The following is a 19,511-nucleotide window of genomic DNA, read 5'->3' as shown; positions in this document are numbered from 1 at the left end:
AACTTCATGGGCAAGAGGGGCGGTGGCGGTTTTCACATCAGACCTCGGAGGGCACGGCCAGGCAGGCAATGAAAAAATCATATAGCTGGCTAATGTTTCTATCCAATATATTGTTCGACCTGTTTGATAGCTTTAACGACCTAATGGGGTTTCCATGGAATTGCGTCATCTGCGCTACTTCATCGCCGTCGCCGAAGAACTGCATTTCGGCCGCGCGGCACAGGTGCTGGGGATCTCCCAGCCACCGCTGAGCCAGCAGATTCAGGCGCTGGAGCAAGAGGTCGGCGCGCGGTTGTTCGAACGCACCAATCGTCGGGTCGAGCTGAGCGAGGCCGGCCGATTGTTTCTGGAGGAGGCGCGGCTGGTGCTGGCGCAGGTCGACAAAGCGGCGGACGTTGCCCGGCGTGCGCAACTCGGCGAACTCGGCGAATTGAAGATTGGCTTCACTTCGTCGGCGCCGTTCAACTCGACCATTCCCCAGGCGATTTTTTCTTTTCGTCAGCGTTTCCCGGCAGTGCACCTGAACCTGCGGGAGATGAGCAGCACCATGGTCGCGGATGCGCTGGTGGATCAGTCGATCGAAGTCGGCATCATGCGCCCGCTGGGCCTGCCGGATTCGCTCAGTGTGGTAGAGCTGATGCGTGAGCCGCTGGTGGCGGTGCTCGGCTCCAAACATCCGTTGGCGCAGGGCAGCGAGGAAGGGCTGTTCCTCTCGGCGCTGGCGCTGGAGCCGTTCGTGTTCTTTCCACGCAGCTATGGCAGCGGGCTGTATGCGCAACTGCTCAGTCTGGCCCGCGATGCCGGATTCAGTCCGCACTTCGCCCAGGAGGCCGGTGAGGCGATGACCATCATCGGACTGGTCGCAGCGGGGCTGGGGGTTTCGGTGTTGCCGGCGTCGTATCAGCGGATGCGCATTGACGGTGTGGTCTATCGACCACTGCTCGATCCGGAGGCGGTGTCGGCGGTGTGGCTGGTGCAGCGCAAGGATCAGAAATCGCCGATGGCCAAGGCGTTCGTCGAGCTGCTGACGCGCAAGGTTGAGCCTTCAAAAGCTTGATTGCTGCGCAATCAAATCGCGAGCAGGCTCGCTCCCACAGGGGAACGCATTCCAAAGTGGGAGCGAGCCTGCTCGCGAAGGCGTCAACTCAAACACCAACGCCCCTCAGGGCAACCGCACCAGATCCCCCTTCAACGCCACCCGCGTCACAAACACCCCGGCCCGGCACTCATAAGTATTCAAATCCTTGCGCACATGCTGGTCGTAATAACTGACGATATTGACCACCGCATTCGCCCCGACCCGCTTGGCGTCGGCCTGCAACTTGATCAGGTTCGACTGCAGCACCCACTCGCAGGAATCGTGATCACTCTTGTTGAAGCCGTTGGTCTTCAGATCACTGACCACATCCCGGCGCAACAAGCGCTGCGTGCCCTGCGGCCCGTTGCCGATCAGATAGAACTTCACACTGCCATCCAGCCGCCCGGCGCGAATCGCATCCGAGAGCACGGTCTCGAACGGCATGTACATCAGATTGGTGGCGTGGCTGGCGTTGGGCAATAGCCCGAGGAGCGCGGCGGCGATCAGGGCTTTCACTTGCATGGTCATCTCCTTGACTTTGCGAGTCAGCATTCAACGATTTAACGAGTGTAGACACCGTACGTCGGTGCAGAAAAAACCATCTGGAACATGTGTAGCTCAAGGGCTACACTTCCGAGCATGCCCGAGATTATTCGAAGTTCAACATTCTCCAGCTGGCTTTTGAAGCTGGCTGACAGCCGCGCCAGGATGCGTATTCAGGTGCGCATTGATCGTATGGCCGATGGGAATTTTGGTGATGTCAAAGCCGTCGGTGAGGGGCTCAGCGAAGTCAGAATTGACTATGGCCCCGGATATCGAGTCTATTTCATGCAACAAGGTCGGCAAGTGGTCATCCTCCTTTGTGGCGGAGACAAGAGCAGCCAACCCCGAGATATCAAGCAAGCCAGGCTCATCGCGGAGTCTTGGCAGGAGCAAAACCCATGACCGAACAATTCACTCGTTGGGACTCAGCCGAGTACCTCAAGACAGAAGAGGACATGGCCAATTATCTGGATGCCTGCATGGAGGAGGCTGGAGATGATCCTGCCTTTATCGCCAAGGCACTGGGCACCATTGCGAGAGCGCGAGGCATGACCCAAGTCGCACGTGACGCCGGGCTGTCTCGAGAAAGTCTCTACCGTGCACTGTCAGGTGAAGGAAATCCTGAGTTTGGAACGATTCTGAAAGTGGTAAAGGCGTTGGGCTTGAAGTTACATGCCAGCACTTGAGCTGAACAGAATAGCAAAGGGCGCCGCAAGGCGCCCTTTGTCGTTTCTACAGTTCAATCAATCAACGTGCGCCAAATCCCCACGCAACGCCACGCTCGACACCACCAGGCCGGCGCGGCACTGGAATTTCTCGGTGTCTTTGTACAGGTCGCGCTGGTCGACGCTGGCGATGTTGATCACGGCGTTGGCGTCGGCTTTTTTCGCGGCGTTCTGCAGGGTGGCGAGGGCCGACTGCAGCGCCCAGAAGCAGGCGTCGGCGTCGGATTTGTTCGAGCCGTTGGTTTTGCGGCTGCTGCTCACGGTGTCGAGTTTGCGCACCTGTTTTGGCAGGGTTTCGCCGGCCAGGTAGAACTTCACGCTGCCGTCGAGCAGGCCGGCGTCGGTGGCGCGTTTGACGCCCTCGCGAAAGCTCAGGTAGGTCGGTTCGTCGGCGCCTTGCTTGACGATGCCCAAGTCGTTGACGAACTCGATGTCCGGGTTGATCGACAGTTCCTTGAGCACGTTGTCGCGCAGGCGGTTGACCCAGCGATTGTAGTTGCCGTGGATCTTGCCGTCCTTGGCGTCGAGGCCGTAGCTGCTGCGGTAGTCAATTTCAAACGAGGTCGGGCTGAACGGGATGTCGACTTCGGCGTGATGACGGCCGCGTACGGTAATCGCCGCTTTGATCATGCCCGGGCGCACCGACTGCACCACCCACTGGCGATCATTGAGCGCGGTGACGATGGCGCGGCTCATCTGTTGCTGGGTGAAGCCGAGGTTGGGCGAGAACTCTTCCTTGGCGTTGTAAACCGGTTTGCTGGTGCAACCGCCGAGCACAAAGGCCAGGGCCAGCAGGGCGGCGATGCGGTGAAACTGAGTCATTCCCTTCACTCCAAACGTGTTGCGGTCAGTGCCAGCGGCGGAAAATCAACGAGGTGTTGACGCCACCAAAAGCGAAATTGTTGTTCATCACGTACTCGTGATGCATCTGGCGGAATTCGCCGCGCAGGTAATCGAGCTTGCCGCAGTGCGGGTCGACCTCGTCGAGGTTGAGCGTGTGCACATACAGGTCGCGATTCATCATCTCGATGCTGAACCATGACTCCAGCGCCCCGCAGGCCCCCAGCGTGTGGCCGAGGAAACTCTTCTGCGAGCTGATCGGCATGTGTTCGCCGAACAGACTGCTGGTCGCTAGTGTTTCGGCAATGTCGCCCTGTTCTGTAGCGGTGCCGTGACCATTAACGTAACCGATGGCATCCGGCGCCAGCCCGGCGTCTTCCAGCGCCAGTTCCATGGCGCGGCGCATGGTGATCTGCTCGGGGCGAGTGGTGTGCTGGCCGTCGGCGTTGCTGCCGAAACCGACGATCTCGGCGTGGATCCGCGCACCGCGAGCCAGCGCATGCTCCAGCTCTTCGAGCACCAGCATGCCGCCACCTTCGCCGATCACCAGACCGTCGCGGCCCTTGTCGTATGGACGTGGGCTGGTCTGTGGCGCGTCGTTTTTCAGGCTGGTGGCGTACAGCGCGTCGAAGACCATGGCTTCGGTCGGGCACAGCTCTTCAGCACCGCCGGCGAGCATCAGCGGCAGCCGTCCGAACTTGATCGCCTCGTAGGCGTAGCCGATGCCCTGACTGCCGCTGGTGCAGGCGCTGGACGTCGGGATCAGGCGTCCGGTGAGGCCGAAAAAAATGCTGATGTTGGCCGCGGTGGTGTGCGGCATCATCCGCACGTAGGAGTTGGCGTTGAGCCCCTCGGCCACCGAGTTGAGCAGCATGTTGCCGAAGGCCTTGATCTCGTCGGTGCTGCCGGTGGACGAACCACAGGCCACGCCCATGCGTCCGTCCTTGATCGATTCGTCACCGAGCAGGCCGGCGTCAGCGAGCGCCTGTTCCGCCGCACCCACCGCCAGCCGTGACACCCGGCCCATGCTGCGCAGTTGCTTGCGGGTCCAGTGCGGCGGTACGACAAAATCATCGATCGGCCCGGCGAGACGCGTGTTGAGTTCGCTGAAGCGGTCCCACTCGTCCATGCGGCGAATGCCGCTGCGGTTGGCCGCGAAGTTGCCGGCGATGGTCTGCCAGTCGCTGCCCAGCGAGGTGATGCCGGCCATGCCGGTGACGACAACGCGCTTCATCAGCACAAGCCTCCGTTGACCGCCAGGACCTGGCGGGTGATGTACGAGGCTTCCGCCGACATCAGGAAATTCACCGCAGCAGCGACCTCTTCCGGGGTGCCCATGCGTTGTGCGGGGATCATTTTCATCAGCTCTTCCACCGGCACGTTTTCGTCGAGCATCGCCGTGTCGATCAGGCCCGGCGCGACGCAGTTAACGGTGATTTTGCGCTTGCCCAGTTCAATCGCCAACGCTTTCGCCGCACCGATCACCCCGGCCTTGGAGGCGCTGTAGTTGACCTGGCCACGGTTGCCGATCAAACCCGACACCGAGGTGATGCAGACGATCCGACCGGCGGCGCGACGACGGATCATCGGCATCATCACCGGGTGCAGGACGTTGTAGAAACCGTCGAGATTGGTGCGCAGCACCACGTCCCAATCGTCATCGCTCAGCGCCGGAAAAGCGCCATCGCGGGTCAGGCCGGCGTTGAGCACCACGCCGTAATAGGCACCGTGGGTTTCGACGTCGGCTTCGAGAATGGTTTTGCAGGTTTCGCGGTCGGCGACGTCGAATTGCAGGATGCGCGCGTTGCGGCCCAGCGCTTCAACTTCGGCTTTCACGGCCTGGGCTTCAGCCACGCCGCTGCGGCAATGCAGGACGATGTCGTGCCCGGCCTGCGCCAGACGCAAGGCAATGGCGCGGCCGATGCCACGGCTGGAGCCGGTGACCAGTACGGATTCAGTCATCGTTCGACTCTCTGTTTTGTTCAAGGTATTGGCTGGGCTGCGGCGGGCGGAACACGTTCAGGCGGGCGCTGGCCTCGATGCCGGGGGCATTGATGTGGCATTCGAAAACCCCCATGCCGTTGTCGTCTTCCAGCGAGCGGATGCCATGGATGGTCAGTTCGCTGCCGGCCGGAAACGCCTCGACGTTGCACTCGAATTTACGCGTGCCGAGGAGGAAACCCAGCTCCACCGGATTGCCCTTCTGCCGCGCGTGGCAACCGGCGAAGGCGGCGACGCTCTGCGCCATCAACTCGATGCCGACCCACGCCGGCAGGCTGCCGTCAGGCAGATTGAACAAGCCGTCGGGCTTGACGGTGAGGCGGGTGTGGATCTGTTCCTCGTCGAAGCTGAGGATGCGGTCGAGCAGAATCATGTCGCCAGCGTGGGGCAGCAGTTCGGCGAGCGGCCAGTCGTTCATGGGGCGTCTCCGATAATCAGGCTGACGTTGTTGCCGCCGAAAGCAAACGAGTTGCTCATCAGGTAGCGGGGTGCAATGGACGACAGGCGTTCGCTCGCGGTCACCCACTTCAACGCCGGCAAGTCGGGGTCGGGCTGGGCGTCCCAGACGTGTGGCGGCAGGGCGTGCTGCGGGTTGTCGGCGCTCAGGCTCAGCCAGCAGAACGCCGCTTCGAGGGCACCGGCCGCGCCGAGGGTGTGGCCGGTCATCGGCTTGGTCGACGAGCAGGCCACGCCGTCGGGGAACAGCGTGGCGACCGCCAGACTTTCCATCGCATCGTTGTGCTGGGTCGCGGTGCCGTGCAGGTTCAGGTAGCTGATTTGCGCCGCTTGCAGCTGTGCGCGGCTCAAGGCTTTCTGCATCGCTTGCAGGGCGCCGCGGCCGCTCGGTTCCGGCGCGGAAATGTGGTGCGCGTCGGAGCTGGCGCCGCTGCCGAGCAGGGCAATGGCCGGGCCGTCGCTGCGTTGTTTGCTCATCAGGAACAGCACCGCCGCTTCGCCGATGTTGATGCCGTTGCGGTTGGCCGAGAACGGATTGCAGCGCTGGTCAGACACCGCTTCCAGTGAACTGAAACCGTTGAGCGTCAGTTTGCACAGGCTGTCGACCCCGCCGCACAGCACCGCGTCGCACAGGCCCAGATCGAGCAGGCGCTGCGCGCTCATCAACGCCCGCGCACTGGACGTGCAGGCGGTGGAAATCACGTAGGCCGGGCCGCTGAGTTGCAGCCAGTCGGCGAGAAAATTCGCCGGGGCGCCGAGTTCCTGTTGCCGATAGTCGTACTCGGCCGGGAACTGCTGCTCACGAAGGTAGTGCGCCAACCCGCGACTGGCTTCGTCGATCCCCGAGGTGCTGGTGCCGAGCACCACGCCGATGCGCGCGCGACCATAGGTCTGGATCGCCCGATCGATGTCCTCGCGAATCTGCAGTGCGGCTTCCAGCAGCAGTTGATTATTGCGGCTGCTCTGGTCGGCCAGTTCGGCCGGAATCGCCGCCAGTTCACCGTGCACCGCCGCCACCGGCAACTCACGCCCGGCCACCCAGCCGGACTCGCGGCGCATGCCCGAGCAGTCACCGGCAAACAGGTTGTGCGCGACCTGGTGCTTGTCGCGGCCCAACGCGCAGATCACGCCGAGGGCATTGAGGTAGGCAGTCATGGCGTCGGTTCACCGAGAGGAGAAACCCGATAGTGCGGGCCTTGGGGCAGATTCAATTGGAAACTCAACGGTTGTGCATAACGGATCGTCCAGCGCGGCACCAGCGTGCGTTGCTCGCCCTGCTGCTGCGCGGCGGGATAATTGCGCGCCAGTTCGCCGGAGGGAGTCAGGGCGAACAGCAGCGCGGCAAACAGCTCCCGGGCTTCCGGGTTGGGCGGCAATAGCCCGTCGGCCTGCCAGCGACCGTCGATCAGTTGTTGACGCGCCTGGGGGATGCCCAGCGGGTCCATCATCGACCAGCGGATGCCGGAGCCTTCGCGCTGGATCACCAACAGCCAGTCCTGGCGCTGATCGGCCTGTTGGCGTTCGATGTGCAATTGCAGCGGTAACGGCAGCGTCGGGTTGCTCGCGGGCAGCGGGGCCTGGCTGGCGCAACCACTTAGCAGGGTAAACATCACCAACATCAGCCACACCACAAACCTTGTAGGAGTGAGCCTGCTCGCGATGACGGTGGCACATTCGAAAAACATGTCGGCTGACCCACCGCTATCGCGAGCAGGCTCACTCCTACAGGTTATGTGTCGCATCAGAGACCACCTTCAAGCGGTTTTCGCGCGACGACATTCACCAACGTTTCCTCACGCTCGCCAAACGGCTTCGGCCGGCGCAATCCAAACCGCTCCAGCAGTCCGAAATCCTGCGACCGGCTCCACCACAAATACGGGTACGAGACATTGCGCTCGCCAAACTCGAAACCCTGCTGGCGAATCATCTCCAGGTACTGCGCCGCGCTCTTCTGCACATGCATCGGATGGCGGAACAGCCAGCGAATCACCCAGGTATCAATGTAAGCCTCGGTGGACTCGGCGAACAGCAGATAACCGCCCGGTTTGAGCACGCGATAGAACTCGGCGAGGGCTTTGTCCTGTTCGACCAGATGATGAAAGGTCTGGTGGCAGAACAGCAGGTCGACACTGGCATCGGCCACATTGAGCGTTGCGCAGTCGCTGCCGATCAGCTCGACATCGAAACCCTGGCGCGCCGCTTCTTCGGCGCTCAGTTGCAGGCTGTGCGGGTCGGCATCGACGCCGATCAGACGCTGTGGGGCGAAGGTCTGGCGCAGGTGGCGGAACGATTTGCCCTGACCACAGCCCGCATCCAGCAACACCGGACTGGCCGGCAGCGACTCGCTGAACAACCCGCGCAAATCGTTGATCGCCACGCGCAACACATGGTGCTGCCAGGTGTGGCTGCGCAGGAACCAGAAACCGAAGCGGGTTTCCTCGACGTAGCTGTCGCTCAAGTAATTCATGGGGCGTCCTTTGCACAGAGTTCGGAAATCATCTTCAACCGGCGGCGCGCTTCGCTGACGAACGGGTTGCGTTCATCCCAGGCATAACCGGCGAGGATCGAGCAGATCATTCGGCGAATCTCCGCCTGACTGTCTTGATAAAAAATCACGTCCTGAAAGGTGCCGGCATACCAGCCTTCGACGTAGCAGCGGAAGGTGTCGACCCCACGTTTGAGCGGTTCGGCGAACTCGCGCTGCCAATCGACGGTTTCGCCCTGCAACTGTCGGTGCAGGACGGCGGCGGCCATGCTCGCCGAACGCATGGCGATGGTCACGCCGGAGGAGAACACCGGGTCGAGAAATTCTGCGGCGTTGCCGAGCAGGGCGAAGCCGGGGCCATGCAGGGTTTTCACATTCGCCGCATAACCACCGAGGGTGCGCGCCGGAGTGTCCCACACCGCGTTGTTCAGCACGCCGGCGAGGCTTGGGGTTTCGGCGATGAAGCCGCGCAGGCAGGCGTCCAGATCGCTGTCGCGACCCTTGAAGTGTTCGGCGGCAGCCACCACGCCCACCGAGCAGCGCCCGTTGCTGAACGGGATCGTCCAGAACCAGATGTCGCGGTGCTCGGGGTGGGTGGTGACGAGGATCTTCTCGCGGTCGAAGGCCGGATTGTCGATGTGATCTTCAACGTGGGTGAACACCGCCTGGCGCACCGGGAAATTCGATGGAGCCTCCAGATCAAGCAAACGCGACAGCACGCGCCCGTAGCCGCTGGCGTCAAGTACGAAATCCGCTTCGACGCGGTACTCGCTGCCGTCTTCGCGTAGCACGTCGAGCTGCGGTTTGGCCCGGTCGAAATCAACGCGGACGATGGCATCGCCGTAACGGATCTCGGCACCTTGCAGTGCAGCCTGATCGGCCAGCAGCTTGTCGAAATCGGCGCGCTGCACCTGGAACGTGGTGGGTTTACCTGCGGTGAAGGTGTCGCTGAAGTCGAAGGCGCTGTAGCGCTCGCCCCAAGCGAACGCAGCACCGGTCTTGCGCTGGAAGCCGGCGGCGTTGACGGCGTCGAGCATGCCGGCTTCTTCGACGAAGTCCAGGCAATGGCTGAGCAGGCTTTCACCAATGGAAAACCTCGGGAAGTGCTGGCGCTCGAGCACCAGCACATCGTGGCCCTTGCGCGTGAGCAGCGCAGCGGCGATGGCGCCGGACGGGCCGGCACCAATGATCACTACCTGACGACGTTGCATTTCAACGGTTGGCACGTGAACTCCCGGGCGCAGTGGCGGTGGTTTTCAGGGGCGCGCGGTGCAGGCCGATCAGGGCCGGCAACAGCGTCGCGATCAGGCCCATCAGCATCAGCGCGAAGTACAGCGCCGGGCTGATCAGCTGTTGTTGCAGCAACAGGTTGAGAAAGACGATTTCACTCAGGCCACGAATATTCAGCAGCACGCTTTCACGCCAGCGGCTGGCGCCTTCGAACGACGCACCGGCCCAGCCCAGGCCCAGCCAGTTGCCGAGCAGTTTACTGGCAATCGGCAACAGCAGCAGCGCCGCCCATTGCACCGCGCCGAGGCTGGCGAGGGCGCTGTGCACGTCAATCTGCACGATACCGAAGGTGAGGATCAGCGGGATCGCGATCCATGTCTGCAAACGGCTCATCCACCGCGCCGGCAATGGCAGCACCAGCGGCACTTTCAGCAAGGCCATGCACAGCAGATAACCGATGCCGAAAATCAGTGCGTTGAGTTTGTAGTGCTCGGCCAGCACCAGCAGCGCAAAGAAACCAAGGCTGTAGGTCAGCGGTCGACGCACGCGCAGCAGATGCAACAGCAGCGGCACGCAGGCCAGTCCCAGCGGCAACAACAGGCTGCTCAGATGCAGACTGCCCTGAGCGAGACCGAACAGCGTCCAGCAGGTCAGGTCGATGAGGATGGCGGTCTGCACCAGACGCCGGGTGGCGGCGGGCGGGTAGTCGATGTGACGCAAATACAGATACAGCACCGGGATCGCCGTGATCGCGAACACCAGCCCAATGGCCAGCGAGTTCAGCCACGGTTGCGCCGGCAGCAGCCAGCAGGCGGCGGCCAGACCGCAGGCGAACGGCACGGCAAAACTCGGCACGGCGATTTTCACGCTCTGGCGGTCCAGCCGCAGGTCGATCACATCACTGAGAATGTGCCCGAGCAACAGCGCAAAACTCAGGCTGTAGAGGTCTTTCAGCCACCCCGGCGCGATCAGTTCGGCACCGCTGAGCTGCCAGCCCGGTTCGATCCAGAAGTACATCAACAACGGCAAACCGAAACTCGCCAGCAGCAACTGGCTGACGATCGGTATCAGGCCGAAATGCCGACCGGCACGGGTCGCCACAGCGAACAGCGCCAAGGCCATCAGCCAGAAACCGACGACCATCACGCTGCCGGCTCCACGACGGCGGCGCGGTGGACGTGACGTCCGGCCCACGGCGCCAGAATGAAACTGAAGGCCAGCCCGAGGCTGACCGCCAGGCCGAAATTGCTCACCGCCGGCGTGCTCGACACCGCCAGCAAACCGAACGACAGCCAGGTCGTCAGCGCTGCCAGCAAGGTGCCCAGCAAGCTGACAGCCGCACCGCCGACCTGCTCACGCATGAGGATTGCGTAATCGACGCTGATCGCCGTTACCAGCAGCAGGCCGAACAGGCTGAACAGGGTCAGCGGCTGACCGAGCCAACCGAGACTGGCCAGGCTGCACAGCGCCGCCAGCAGCGGCAAGGCGACGATGCGCAACGCGCCGCCGAAGCCGAACGGCACGGTCAGCACCAGCACAATCAACACGCAGGAGGCGAGTTTTAGTTCGGCGGCGCTGATCTGGGTCGCGGCGAACACGTTGTTCAATTCGCCGAGACGATCCACCAGCATCACCCCCGGCAAGTCCAGGGCTTGCACCCGCAGCAGTGACGGATTGTTCAGGCCTTGCAGGCTGGTCATCGCCGCCACGCCGTCAGCGGTCGGGCCGAGCCACAGCGTACGGTAAGGCTCGCCTAACGGCCCGGCCAGTGCCGCGTCGATGTCTTCGGCAGGCAGGTTCTGCAACTGCTGCAACTCGGTTTGCAACGCCGCGAGCGGTACGCCGAGCTCGAGCAGTGGCTGCCAGTATTGCGGCAGTTTGCTCAGCGCTTCGCGAACCTGCTGTTGCTGGCTCGGCGGACTGAGCAGTTGATCGAGGGCCAGATAGCCTTGCAGTTTGTCGAGGTTGACCAGTTGCTGCAGACGCTCGCTCAACGCGGCCTGACGCTCCAGCAGTTGCTGCTGATTGGCGCCGCGCACGAGGAAGAACTGGCTGGTCGGCTGATAGCCAGTGATGCGCGCGATGGTCTGCGCTTCATCGGTCAGGCGTTGTGGCGCACCGACCCACTGGCGGATGTCGTTCTTGCTTTGCAGCTGCACCAGACCGCCAGCGCAGAACGCGATCAACAGCGCCAGCAGCACCGGGGTGCGCACGTGTTCGAGCAGGTTTTCGCGCAGTTGCACCAAGCGCTCGGCCAGACGCAGCGGCCATTGCGCCGGTTGCAGCTCAACGTTGTTCAGCAGGGCCGGCAGCAGGCACACCGCCGACAGATAGGCACCGAGCAATCCTGCGGCAGAGAACACCGCGATTTGTGTCAGCGCCGGGAAGGGCGTCCAGGCCAGCGCCAGATAACCGATGGCGCTGGTGATCAGGCTCAGCGTCAGTCCGGAGAGTGTCAGGCGCAGCGCCGGCCAGCTGCGCCACGGCTTGAGGCTCCAGCTTTTCGACAGATAGTGCAGCGGGTAATCCACCGCCACGCCGATCAGGCTGGAGCCGAGTACCAGGGTCATCACGTGCATGTGGCCGAACAGCGCCACGCAGGCCACCGCGCCGAACAGCATGCCCACCAGCACCGGCACGAACGCCAGCAGCACCCGCCAGCGACGAAACGCCAACAGCAGCAACAACAGAATCCCGAGAGTGGCGCCGCCGCCGACCCAGGTCATTTCGCGGGTGGCTTGTTGCTGGCCGTTGGCGGCGTACAGCAGACCGCTGGCGGCCAACAGTTGCACGTCGGATTTCGCCGCCTGCTCGCGACTGTGCTGCAGCAGATCGGCGACTTTCAGCGGCAGGTTCATGTCGAAGGCATTGCCGGTGGTGCGCGCGCGCAGCAGCACCCAGCTCTTGCCGTCGGCATCGGCGACCAGTGCGCCGCTGCCGATGTCCAGTTGCACCGCGCCGTGTTTCGGCTGGCTGTTCTGAATGCGTCCGGTCAGGCCCAGCCAGTCGTCCTGGCTCGGCACCAGGGTGAAACCGTTGAACGGGTCGAACAGTGCCTGAACCCGTTGCTGAATGAACGCATCGGGATGCTCGGTCAGCAGTTGCCGGTCATCCGCTGAGAGCATCGCCAGTCGCCCTTGCAGCAGTTGCGTGCGCAGCGCTGGCAGATCCGCCTGCAGGTTCCACTGAACCTTTTCGAACAGACCGCTGGCCTGCCATTGCTCGCCGAGGGTCTGCGCCATGGCCACCGCTTGCTGGCGATCGGCGTGGCCGACCAGCACCAGCATTTCCCGATTGAGCGGTTCCTGCATGCGTTGTTCGGCGCGCAGTTCGAGGGCGTCAGGGTTGGTCCCGGGCACCAGTTCCATGAGGTTGGCCGACAGCGGCGCACCGTCGCGCCACTGCCACCCGGCCAGCGCGACGACCGCCAGCAGCAGGATCAGGAACAGCCACGGCAGCCTGCGCTCACTCGGCAAAGTCATGTTGCTCCGCTTCGCTCAACGGTTGACCGGAGGTACTGTCCTGCATGCGCAGCACGGTGCTGTCGCCCTGGGTTTCCAGCAGTTCGATGGTCTGCACCAGCTCACCGCCGTCGATATTGATCTGATTGAACACTTGCTTGAGCAGCACCGAGCGCGGGGTCAGGGTGAGTTTCCACTGCTGCGCGTCACCGCTCAGGGCCAGTTCGAAATCCCGTTGCAGACCGCTGCTGTCGCCTTGCAGCACAGCGAGGAACAAGCGGTTCTGTTCGGCACCGGCGCTCTTGTTCGGCAGCAACTGCCAAGCGTTGCCGTCACGACGGGCGATGCCGTTGGCGGTGATGCGGTAATCCTGTTGCAGCGGGGTCTTGAGCAGCCAGAGCAGGCCGTGATTTTTCGCCAGGACGAAGTTGCCCTTGCTGATCAATGGCTGAGGCAGGGCGCGCAGGTGTTTTTCCTGAATGAACTGGCCGTGGATCACTTCCGGTTTCGCCAGTTGCTCGCTGAGCTGTTGCAGGTCGAAGGCGTTGGCCAGCGTCGACACGGCGAGCAGCGCCATCGCGCCAAGGCATTTGCAGAACAGGTTCATCGCAGCATCCTTTCCACCGCATCGGTGAACACTTTGGGTGAGGCCAGTTGCATCTCGCGGCTGCTGATCTCGACCGCCACCTGCACCGAGCTGGCACGGGTCAGGCGTTCGCCGGTCTGCAGGTCGGTGATCAGATAATTGATCTTCAAGCGGTTCTCCCACTCCACCAGACTGGCGCGTACGTTCAAGCGCTGGCCGAACACCGCGCCGCGCACATAACGCAGTTGCAGGTCGATGATCGGCCACGCGTAACCGGACTCGGACATCTGCGTGTAGTTGTGGCCGATCTGGTCGAGCAGCGCGCAGCGCGCCACTTCCAGGTATTTGACGTAATGCCCGTGCCAGACCACGTGCATAGTGTCGACGTCGAAAAACGGTACGAGGATTTCCGTGTCGGCGTGCAGCACTCCGGCGCTACGCATGCAGCCTCCAGTGTTGCTCGGCGATACGTTGCAGACACAGGCGCAATTCGCCTTCGAGTGCACGGTCTTCGATGACCGGCGGGAAGTCCTTGGCCAGCTCTTCGTGCATGGCGGCCAGCGAAGGTGGCAGCGCGCGTGCGTCTTCATCGCGACCACGCAGCCAGACGCCCTGATTGGCCGCGAGCAACGTGGCGGCGGCGACTTGTTCGGTCAGCTCCAGCACGCGGATAGCGTCACGGGCGGCGATGGTGCCCATGCTCACCTTGTCCTGGTTGTGACACTCGGTGGAGCGTGAGAACACGCTGGCCGGCATGGTGTTTTTCAGCGCTTCGGCGGTCCAGGCACTGGTGCCGATCTGCACGGCCTTGAAGCCGTGGTTGATCATGGCGCGATCCGCCGGGGCGCCGGACAGGTTGCTCGGCAAGCCATGGTTGTAGCGCTCGTCGACCAGCAGCGCGAGCTGCCGGTCGAGCAGGTCGGCGACGTTGGCCACCAGATTTTTCAGGCTGTCCATGGCGAACGCGATGTGCCCGCCGTAGAAGTGCCCGCCGTGCAGCACGCGTTCGGCTTCGGCGTCGATGATCGGGTTGTCGTTGGCGCTGTTGAGTTCGGTTTCGATGAATGAGCGCAGCCAGTTCAGGCTGTCGGCCAGCACCCCGAGCACGTGCGGGGCGCAGCGCAGCGAGTAGCGATCCTGCAGGCGATGCAGTGGCGCGGTCGGCGCGTCGATCGCCAGATCCTTGCGCAGCCATGCGGCGACTTGCATCTGCCCCGGATGCGGCTTGGCGGCGAACAGACGCTCGTCGAAGTGTTCCGGATTGCCTTGCAGCGCGACCACGTTGAGCGCGGTGATGCGCGTGGCCAGTTGCAGCAGATAGTCGGCGCGGGCGAAGGCGAGGCAGGCGAGGCCGGTCATCACCGCCGTGCCGTTCATCAAGGCCAGCGCTTCTTTCGGACGGAGCACCAATGGCGTCCAGCCCAGTTCGCGATGCACGTCGGCCGCTTGCCGGCGTTCGCCACGGAACAGCACTTCGCGCTCGCCGGACAGGGTGGCGGCGACGTAGGACAGCGGCGTCAGATCACCGCTGGCACCAACCGAACCTTCTTCGGGGATCAGCGGCAGGATGTCGTGTTCAAGGAAGGCGTGCAGGCGCTCCAGCAGTTCGATGCGCACCCCGGACACGCCGTGACACAGCGACTGCAAACGCGCCGCCAGCACGGCGCGGGTGGCTTGCGCGTCGAGCAGTTTGCCGAGGCCGCAACCGTGGAAGGTGTAGAGATGACGCGGCAGTGCCTCGACGTGATGCAGCGGCACCGCGACCACGCAGGAATCGCCGTAACCGGTGGTCACGCCGTAGATCACGCCTTCCTTGTCCAGCAGCGAATCGAGGAACCGTGCGCCTTTGGCGATGCGCTCGCGGTAAGCGGCGTCGCTCTGCAACTGCACGGGCGCCTGACGGTTGGCCAGGGCCAGCACGTCTTCGATGCGCAAAGGGCGTTCGCCGAAGGTTACCGGCTCATGGGTTGGCGTCGTCATCGGTCTTCCAGAAAGGGTAAAAGTTGAACCATTGGTGCGGGGCTTCGAGGCAATAGTGACTCAGGCGCTGCGCATAGCGGGTGGCCCACTGATGAATGACCTGCTCGCGCTCGCGGCGTGTCCAGGTCACGCTGTCGGCGAACGGCTCGAGGGTCAGGCGATAGTGGCCGTCCGGTTGTTTCAGGCACATCAGCAGATTGACCGGACACTTGAGCAAACCGGCCAGCAGCCACGGGCCTTGCGGAAGCGCTGCCGGGTGGCCGAGAAAGTCCACGCTGACGCTGCGCCCGCCATGCAACGGCACGCGGTCGCCGGCAATCGCCAGCCATTCGCCGCGCTCCAGGCGTTCGTGCAGTTGCAGCATGATCACCGGATCCAGTTCGCTGACCTGAATCAGGCGCAGATTGGTCGCCCCGGCCTCGCCCAGCAAACGGTTGAACTGCTCGGCGTGCTTGGTGTGCACCAGCACATTCATGGTGACCTTTTCGCCGATCTCGGCCAGCGCCCGGCAGACTTCGAGGTTGCCCAAGTGCGCGCCGACCAGCAGTTGCCCGCGACTGCCGCGCAACTGATTGCGCAGCAATGCCGGGTCGATGATTTCGATCTGCTCAATGCGGATCTTGCCGTTCCACACGTCGAGCTTGTCGAGCAGCGAATCGGCGAACGCCATGAACTGGCGGAACACCCGCCAGTAACTCGGTCGCAATTCGGCACGCTGGCTCCAGTCGGCCAGCCGTTGCTGGTATTGCCAGGCACTGTTGCGCGCGGTACGGCCGAACAGGAAGAAGTACAGGACGATGCCGTACAGCAGCGGACTGAGCAGACGCCGGCCAAGCACCTTGGCGGCGAACGCGGTGAATTTCATCAGCAGGAAGCTGCCGCGTTCTTCGCGGTCGGCCCAGTGCTTCTTGTCGGTCTCGACGCTCATGTGCGCCACCGGCGCCAGAGGATCAGCGGCAGGCGCAGCAGCATGCCGAAGAATAACCGGGTGTGCATGCTGGAAATCAGCGCGTTGTCGTGCAGCAGACGGAAGTGCGAGACGCCGTCCAGCGGGTAATGCACGCTGGTCTGCAGCCAGCGCATCGGCTGGTTGCGCCACGCCAGACGCACGAGGATGTCGGAGTCGAAATCCATGCGCTTGCCGACCCGCGCCGAGTCGATCACCGCCAGCGTCGGGGCCAGCGGATAGACGCGAAAGCCGCACATCGAATCGCGGATCTGCAGCGACAGCGTGTTGATCCAGACCATCACATGAGTCAGATAACGCGCGTACAAGCGGCCCTTGGGCACGCTCTCGTCGAACAGCGGATAACCGCAGATCATGGCGTGCGGATGGGCGCGGGATTCCTCGACGAAACGGGCGACGTCGTGCAGGTCGTGCTGGCCGTCGGCGTCAACTTGCAGGGCATGGGTGTAGCCCAGGCGCGCCGCTTCGCGCAGGCCGGTCATCACCGCGCCGCCCTTGCCCTGATTGAGGGTCAGGCGCACCAGATGCACGCTTTCGCGTTCGGCCAGCGCATCCAGCACTCGCGCGCAGGACGGGGTGCTGGCGTCGTCCACCAGAATGCACGGCAGGCCTTGGGCGAGCAGCGCGTCGACCACGGTGCCGATCGCGGTTTCATGGTTGTAGACCGGAATTACGGCGCAAGGGTTATGCATCGGCGGCTCCTAGCAGGATTCGTCCGCTGGAGCAGGTCGCGGTGTCGTTACGGTAGGCGAAATACAGTTTGCCGCGCTCGGGATCGAAACGCAGGTGCAGCTGGATTTCATCGCCCGGGCGCACCAGTTGCTGGAATTTCAGCACTTCCATGCCGGCAAATTTGCCGGCCAGGTTCAGCAGTTGTCGGCCAAGGTTCAGCGCCCATTCGACCTGTACCACACCGGGCAGCACCGGGGCCTTGGGGAAGTGGCCGCTGAAGTAGGCCAGGTCCGGCGGAACACTCAATTGCAGGCTCCACTCGCCGTCGGTTTCGACCTGCTCCAGCACTTCCGGGGCTTTCGGCCGTGGCGCCAGCAGCAGCGCTTCGATGTCGGCCTGCGGCAGCTTGCCCTGGCTGTTCAGCGGCAGTTGTCGCACCAGACGCCAGCGCCGGGGCAAGGCCAGGGCTTCGCAATGCTGGCTCAGGTGTTTGCGCAGGGCTTCGGTCAGGCTGCGACGACCGTGTTCGCACAAGGCAAACAGGCCGGCGTCGCTGAGCACCAGCAAGGCGCCAAGTACCGCGCGGTTTTCCTGAACCACGCCCAGCCGTGCTTCGGCGACCCACTCGTGGGCGACCAGTGCCTGTTCGAGCATCGGCAGGGAGATGCGCTTCTCTTCGAGTTTGACGATCCGGTCCAGCCGCCCGAGCAGTTCGAAACGCCCGTCGGCGGCAATGCGCGCGGCATCGGCGGTGTGCTCGACATGCCCGGCTGGCAGGTAGGGCGAGGCGATCAGCAGGGCGCCGTCGCTGTCCTGACTCAGTTCAACCCCGGCGAAGGGCTGCCACAGGCTGGCGCCCTGACGCCAGGCGATGCCGCCGGTTTCCGAGCTGCCGAGGATTTCGGTCGGCCACTGTTGCAGGCGTTGCTGCAGGCTCTGCGCCGCGTCTGCGGGTAAAGCGCCGCCGGAGGAAAACACTTGGCGCACGGAGCTCAGGGCCGGCCAGTCGAGGTTATCGCCCATGCGCTTGAGCAATGCCGGGCTGCCGACCCAGGCGAAGGCCGGGTGTTCGCGGCTGGCGCGCTGCAGGTCTTCCGGAAACGCCAGTTGCCTGCGCACGAACGGGCGTCCGGCGCACAGCGGCCACAGCACCCGGAACAACAAACCGTAGATGTGCTGGGTGGCGACGCTGCCGATGATCCAGGCTTCTCCCAGATCCGCGCCCCACAGTTGCTCCAGTGCTTCGACCTCGTTGGCCAGTTGGCGCAGAGTCTTGTCGATACGCTTGGGCTCGCCGCTGGAGCCGGAGGTGCACAGGCTCAGGCGGCACTGCTCGAGGTCGAGTTCAGCACCGGGCAGGGCCGGCTGCAGCAGATCGCTCAAGTGAGCATCATCGGGGTGATCGCTCAACCACAGATCGACCTCACTCGACCAGCGCTGGCGGGTCTGCGCTTGCAGATCGGAGGGCAGCAGGACGGCGACGCCCGCGCGCCAGGCGCCGAGCAGGGCGATGGCGAGGTCGGCGGCATCTTCCAGATGCACCGCCATGCGCTGCACGCCGCGTGCCTGCAGGCCGGCGGCAACGCTCAGCGCCTGCTCGCGCAGTTGCGTGTGGTCGAGCGCCGGGGCGGCGCTGATCGCGCGCTCCGGCAGGGCCTTGAGCAACAGTTGCTCAAGTTTTATCCAGTTCATTTACGGCCTCTTACCCGTTGTCGTATCAGCCATTCAATGGCAAACATCAGGCCGATCAATCCGTAGGAGATCAGGCCGGTGTACAACATCCACCAATGCAGCGGCGCCCACAGGGTCAGGAGCGCGGCGCACAAACCGTTGCAGAAGAAAAACACGCTCCAGGCCACCGTGACCTGGCGGGTGTAGCGGATCGCTTCGGGCGGCAATTGCGGCTCGCGCAATCGCGCCAGACGCTCGACCATCGGCGGCCCGTATTTCAGGCTCAGGCTGAACAGCACCAGCATGAAGCCGCTGATCAGCACCGGATACCAGCGCAGCAACAGCGGACTGTCGAACAGCGCCAGCAGCAGGCAGAACACGATCGCTACGCAGGCCATCCAGCGGCTGCCGGGTTTGCGCTCGCCGGTCAGCGCGCGCGCCAGCCACAGCCCGCCCAGCAGCAGTCCGAACTGCCACGGGGCGAAGTGCTCCATGCCGAAATACACCGCAAAGGGGTACAGCAGCCCCGCCAGCAGCAGGCCGAGGCCGATCAATCGGCTCATGCGGCCGGTTGAACCAGACGGTAGACCGCCTCGACCACGTCACCGACGGTGCGCACCGATTTGAATTCTTCGGCGGCGATTTTCTTGCCGGTCTGGCGTTTGATGTGATCAATCAGGTCGACCGCGTCGATGCTGTCGATCTCCAGATCCTGATACAGGTTGGACTCCAGGCTGATCCGCGCCGGATCCAGTTCGAACAGCTCGACCAAGGCATCGCGCAGGGTGTTGAAAATGTCGTCACGAGTTTGCATGG

22 protein-coding genes are annotated in these 19,511 nt (G+C 63.4%); 3 read left to right on the top strand and 19 right to left on the bottom strand.

From position 1 onward, the window contains the following. The first annotated feature begins 154 nt into the window (after positions 1-154). Positions 155-1,057, top strand: coding sequence for a LysR family transcriptional regulator (locus tag QRN61_RS01955; RefSeq protein WP_285373098.1), 903 nt, complete (start codon positions 155-157; stop codon positions 1,055-1,057). Between the two features lie 105 nt (positions 1,058-1,162). Here QRN61_RS01955 and QRN61_RS01950 read toward each other — a convergent pair whose 3' ends face one another. After that, the gene (locus QRN61_RS01950; protein WP_285373097.1) at positions 1,163-1,600 is read right to left on the bottom strand and encodes an excinuclease; all 438 of its coding nucleotides are present in this window, start codon (positions 1,598-1,600) and stop codon (positions 1,163-1,165) included. A 117-nt stretch (positions 1,601-1,717) separates the two neighbouring features. Between QRN61_RS01950 and QRN61_RS01945 the strand changes: the two genes are divergently transcribed. Further along, positions 1,718-2,023: a type II toxin-antitoxin system RelE/ParE family toxin gene (locus tag QRN61_RS01945; protein WP_041074898.1), complete on the top strand. Its 306-nt coding sequence runs from the start codon at positions 1,718-1,720 to the stop codon at positions 2,021-2,023. Continuing rightward, positions 2,020-2,307 (top strand): addiction module antidote protein, encoded by a 288-nt coding sequence (locus QRN61_RS01940; protein ID WP_007943750.1) that lies wholly within the window; start codon positions 2,020-2,022, stop codon positions 2,305-2,307. The genes QRN61_RS01945 and QRN61_RS01940 overlap by 4 nt, the downstream gene beginning before the upstream one ends. A gap of 57 nt (positions 2,308-2,364) precedes the next feature. On the opposite strand, the gene QRN61_RS01935 is transcribed toward QRN61_RS01940, so the two are convergent. From QRN61_RS01935 to QRN61_RS01850, 18 genes are read right to left on the bottom strand one after another with little or no spacing between them, the layout of a single operon-like run. Beyond that, positions 2,365-3,168, bottom strand: coding sequence for a hypothetical protein (locus QRN61_RS01935; protein ID WP_027611326.1), 804 nt, complete (start codon positions 3,166-3,168; stop codon positions 2,365-2,367). 25 nt (positions 3,169-3,193) lie between these two features. Beyond that, positions 3,194-4,420: a beta-ketoacyl-ACP synthase gene (locus QRN61_RS01930; RefSeq protein ID WP_134785252.1), complete on the bottom strand. Its 1,227-nt coding sequence runs from the start codon at positions 4,418-4,420 to the stop codon at positions 3,194-3,196. Then, complete coding sequence (gene fabG, locus QRN61_RS01925; protein WP_027611328.1) at positions 4,420-5,148, bottom strand: 3-oxoacyl-ACP reductase FabG; 729 nt, start codon at positions 5,146-5,148, stop codon at positions 4,420-4,422. Before fabG ends, QRN61_RS01930 begins: the two co-directional genes overlap by 1 nt. Next, positions 5,141-5,605, bottom strand: a complete 465-nt coding sequence (locus QRN61_RS01920) for a hotdog family protein (RefSeq protein WP_134785254.1) — start codon at positions 5,603-5,605, stop codon at positions 5,141-5,143. The genes fabG and QRN61_RS01920 overlap by 8 nt, the downstream gene beginning before the upstream one ends. Continuing rightward, positions 5,602-6,798 carry a beta-ketoacyl-[acyl-carrier-protein] synthase family protein gene (locus QRN61_RS01915; RefSeq protein WP_027611330.1) on the bottom strand — a complete coding sequence of 399 codons (1,197 nt, stop codon included), beginning with the start codon at positions 6,796-6,798 and terminating at the stop codon, positions 5,602-5,604. The genes QRN61_RS01920 and QRN61_RS01915 overlap by 4 nt, the downstream gene beginning before the upstream one ends. Further along, positions 6,795-7,385: a hypothetical protein gene (locus tag QRN61_RS01910; protein ID WP_285373095.1), complete on the bottom strand. Its 591-nt coding sequence runs from the start codon at positions 7,383-7,385 to the stop codon at positions 6,795-6,797. Before QRN61_RS01910 ends, QRN61_RS01915 begins: the two co-directional genes overlap by 4 nt. After that, positions 7,385-8,110 (bottom strand): class I SAM-dependent methyltransferase, encoded by a 726-nt coding sequence (locus QRN61_RS01905; RefSeq protein ID WP_096794703.1) that lies wholly within the window; start codon positions 8,108-8,110, stop codon positions 7,385-7,387. The genes QRN61_RS01910 and QRN61_RS01905 overlap by 1 nt, the downstream gene beginning before the upstream one ends. After that, complete coding sequence (locus QRN61_RS01900; protein ID WP_183783767.1) at positions 8,107-9,354, bottom strand: NAD(P)/FAD-dependent oxidoreductase; 1,248 nt, start codon at positions 9,352-9,354, stop codon at positions 8,107-8,109. Before QRN61_RS01900 ends, QRN61_RS01905 begins: the two co-directional genes overlap by 4 nt. Further along, entirely contained in the window at positions 9,341-10,504 is a 1,164-nt protein-coding gene (locus QRN61_RS01895) for a cation:proton antiporter (RefSeq protein ID WP_150369492.1), read from the bottom strand. Before QRN61_RS01895 ends, QRN61_RS01900 begins: the two co-directional genes overlap by 14 nt. Further along, complete coding sequence (locus QRN61_RS01890; RefSeq protein WP_097087037.1) at positions 10,501-12,840, bottom strand: MMPL family transporter; 2,340 nt, start codon at positions 12,838-12,840, stop codon at positions 10,501-10,503. Before QRN61_RS01890 ends, QRN61_RS01895 begins: the two co-directional genes overlap by 4 nt. Beyond that, positions 12,824-13,426 (bottom strand): outer membrane lipoprotein carrier protein LolA, encoded by a 603-nt coding sequence (locus tag QRN61_RS01885; RefSeq protein WP_096794707.1) that lies wholly within the window; start codon positions 13,424-13,426, stop codon positions 12,824-12,826. Before QRN61_RS01885 ends, QRN61_RS01890 begins: the two co-directional genes overlap by 17 nt. After that, positions 13,423-13,848, bottom strand: a complete 426-nt coding sequence (locus tag QRN61_RS01880) for an acyl-CoA thioesterase (RefSeq protein WP_027611337.1) — start codon at positions 13,846-13,848, stop codon at positions 13,423-13,425. The genes QRN61_RS01885 and QRN61_RS01880 overlap by 4 nt, the downstream gene beginning before the upstream one ends. Beyond that, positions 13,841-15,385, bottom strand: a complete 1,545-nt coding sequence (locus QRN61_RS01875; protein WP_135294798.1) for an HAL/PAL/TAL family ammonia-lyase — start codon at positions 15,383-15,385, stop codon at positions 13,841-13,843. The genes QRN61_RS01880 and QRN61_RS01875 overlap by 8 nt, the downstream gene beginning before the upstream one ends. Next, a complete protein-coding gene (locus QRN61_RS01870; protein ID WP_285373094.1) occupies positions 15,366-16,313 on the bottom strand; it encodes a lysophospholipid acyltransferase family protein in 948 nt (315 codons plus the stop codon). Before QRN61_RS01870 ends, QRN61_RS01875 begins: the two co-directional genes overlap by 20 nt. Further along, positions 16,310-17,044, bottom strand: coding sequence for a glycosyltransferase family 2 protein (locus QRN61_RS01865; protein ID WP_285373093.1), 735 nt, complete (start codon positions 17,042-17,044; stop codon positions 16,310-16,312). Before QRN61_RS01865 ends, QRN61_RS01870 begins: the two co-directional genes overlap by 4 nt. After that, positions 17,037-18,716 (bottom strand): acyl-CoA synthetase family protein, encoded by a 1,680-nt coding sequence (locus QRN61_RS01860; protein ID WP_285373092.1) that lies wholly within the window; start codon positions 18,714-18,716, stop codon positions 17,037-17,039. The genes QRN61_RS01865 and QRN61_RS01860 overlap by 8 nt, the downstream gene beginning before the upstream one ends. Beyond that, a complete protein-coding gene (locus tag QRN61_RS01855) occupies positions 18,713-19,258 on the bottom strand; it encodes a COG4648 family protein (RefSeq protein ID WP_027611342.1) in 546 nt (181 codons plus the stop codon). The genes QRN61_RS01860 and QRN61_RS01855 overlap by 4 nt, the downstream gene beginning before the upstream one ends. Beyond that, complete coding sequence (locus QRN61_RS01850; RefSeq protein ID WP_003220947.1) at positions 19,255-19,509, bottom strand: acyl carrier protein; 255 nt, start codon at positions 19,507-19,509, stop codon at positions 19,255-19,257. The genes QRN61_RS01855 and QRN61_RS01850 overlap by 4 nt, the downstream gene beginning before the upstream one ends. Positions 19,510-19,511 lie beyond the last annotated feature (2 nt).

Source organism: Pseudomonas sp. lyk4-TYG-107 (genome assembly GCF_030209055.1).
GTDB classification, from domain to species: Bacteria; Pseudomonadota; Gammaproteobacteria; order Pseudomonadales; family Pseudomonadaceae; genus Aquipseudomonas; species Aquipseudomonas putida_A.
Note: the sequence above shows the minus strand (reverse complement) of the source record. Positions and strands in the feature narration are given on the sequence as shown.

What these genes read in the sequence shown, in the direction of transcription:
- QRN61_RS01945 (WP_041074898.1), top strand. Translation starts at nt 1,718, where the DNA reads ATGCCCGAGATTATTCGAAGTTCAACATTCTCCAGCTGGCTTTTGAAG.
- QRN61_RS01940 (WP_007943750.1), top strand. Translation starts at nt 2,020, where the DNA reads ATGACCGAACAATTCACTCGTTGGGACTCAGCCGAGTACCTCAAGACA.
- QRN61_RS01905 (WP_096794703.1), bottom strand. Translation starts at nt 8,110, where the DNA reads ATGAATTACTTGAGCGACAGCTACGTCGAGGAAACCCGCTTCGGTTTC.
- QRN61_RS01875 (WP_135294798.1), bottom strand. Translation starts at nt 15,385, where the DNA reads ATGACGACGCCAACCCATGAGCCGGTAACCTTCGGCGAACGCCCTTTG.
- QRN61_RS01880 (WP_027611337.1), bottom strand. Translation starts at nt 13,848, where the DNA reads ATGCGTAGCGCCGGAGTGCTGCACGCCGACACGGAAATCCTCGTACCG.
- QRN61_RS01935 (WP_027611326.1), bottom strand. Translation starts at nt 3,168, where the DNA reads ATGACTCAGTTTCACCGCATCGCCGCCCTGCTGGCCCTGGCCTTTGTG.
- QRN61_RS01860 (WP_285373092.1), bottom strand. Translation starts at nt 18,716, where the DNA reads ATGAACTGGATAAAACTTGAGCAACTGTTGCTCAAGGCCCTGCCGGAG.
- QRN61_RS01955 (WP_285373098.1), top strand. Translation starts at nt 155, where the DNA reads ATGGAATTGCGTCATCTGCGCTACTTCATCGCCGTCGCCGAAGAACTG.
- QRN61_RS01910 (WP_285373095.1), bottom strand. Translation starts at nt 7,385, where the DNA reads ATGCGACACATAACCTGTAGGAGTGAGCCTGCTCGCGATAGCGGTGGG.
- QRN61_RS01915 (WP_027611330.1), bottom strand. Translation starts at nt 6,798, where the DNA reads ATGACTGCCTACCTCAATGCCCTCGGCGTGATCTGCGCGTTGGGCCGC.
- QRN61_RS01885 (WP_096794707.1), bottom strand. Translation starts at nt 13,426, where the DNA reads ATGAACCTGTTCTGCAAATGCCTTGGCGCGATGGCGCTGCTCGCCGTG.
- QRN61_RS01920 (WP_134785254.1), bottom strand. Translation starts at nt 5,605, where the DNA reads ATGAACGACTGGCCGCTCGCCGAACTGCTGCCCCACGCTGGCGACATG.
- QRN61_RS01930 (WP_134785252.1), bottom strand. Translation starts at nt 4,420, where the DNA reads ATGAAGCGCGTTGTCGTCACCGGCATGGCCGGCATCACCTCGCTGGGC.
- QRN61_RS01890 (WP_097087037.1), bottom strand. Translation starts at nt 12,840, where the DNA reads ATGACTTTGCCGAGTGAGCGCAGGCTGCCGTGGCTGTTCCTGATCCTG.
- QRN61_RS01855 (WP_027611342.1), bottom strand. Translation starts at nt 19,258, where the DNA reads ATGAGCCGATTGATCGGCCTCGGCCTGCTGCTGGCGGGGCTGCTGTAC.
- QRN61_RS01870 (WP_285373094.1), bottom strand. Translation starts at nt 16,313, where the DNA reads ATGAGCGTCGAGACCGACAAGAAGCACTGGGCCGACCGCGAAGAACGC.
- QRN61_RS01850 (WP_003220947.1), bottom strand. Translation starts at nt 19,509, where the DNA reads ATGCAAACTCGTGACGACATTTTCAACACCCTGCGCGATGCCTTGGTC.
- fabG (WP_027611328.1), bottom strand. Translation starts at nt 5,148, where the DNA reads ATGACTGAATCCGTACTGGTCACCGGCTCCAGCCGTGGCATCGGCCGC.
- QRN61_RS01950 (WP_285373097.1), bottom strand. Translation starts at nt 1,600, where the DNA reads ATGCAAGTGAAAGCCCTGATCGCCGCCGCGCTCCTCGGGCTATTGCCC.
- QRN61_RS01865 (WP_285373093.1), bottom strand. Translation starts at nt 17,044, where the DNA reads ATGCATAACCCTTGCGCCGTAATTCCGGTCTACAACCATGAAACCGCG.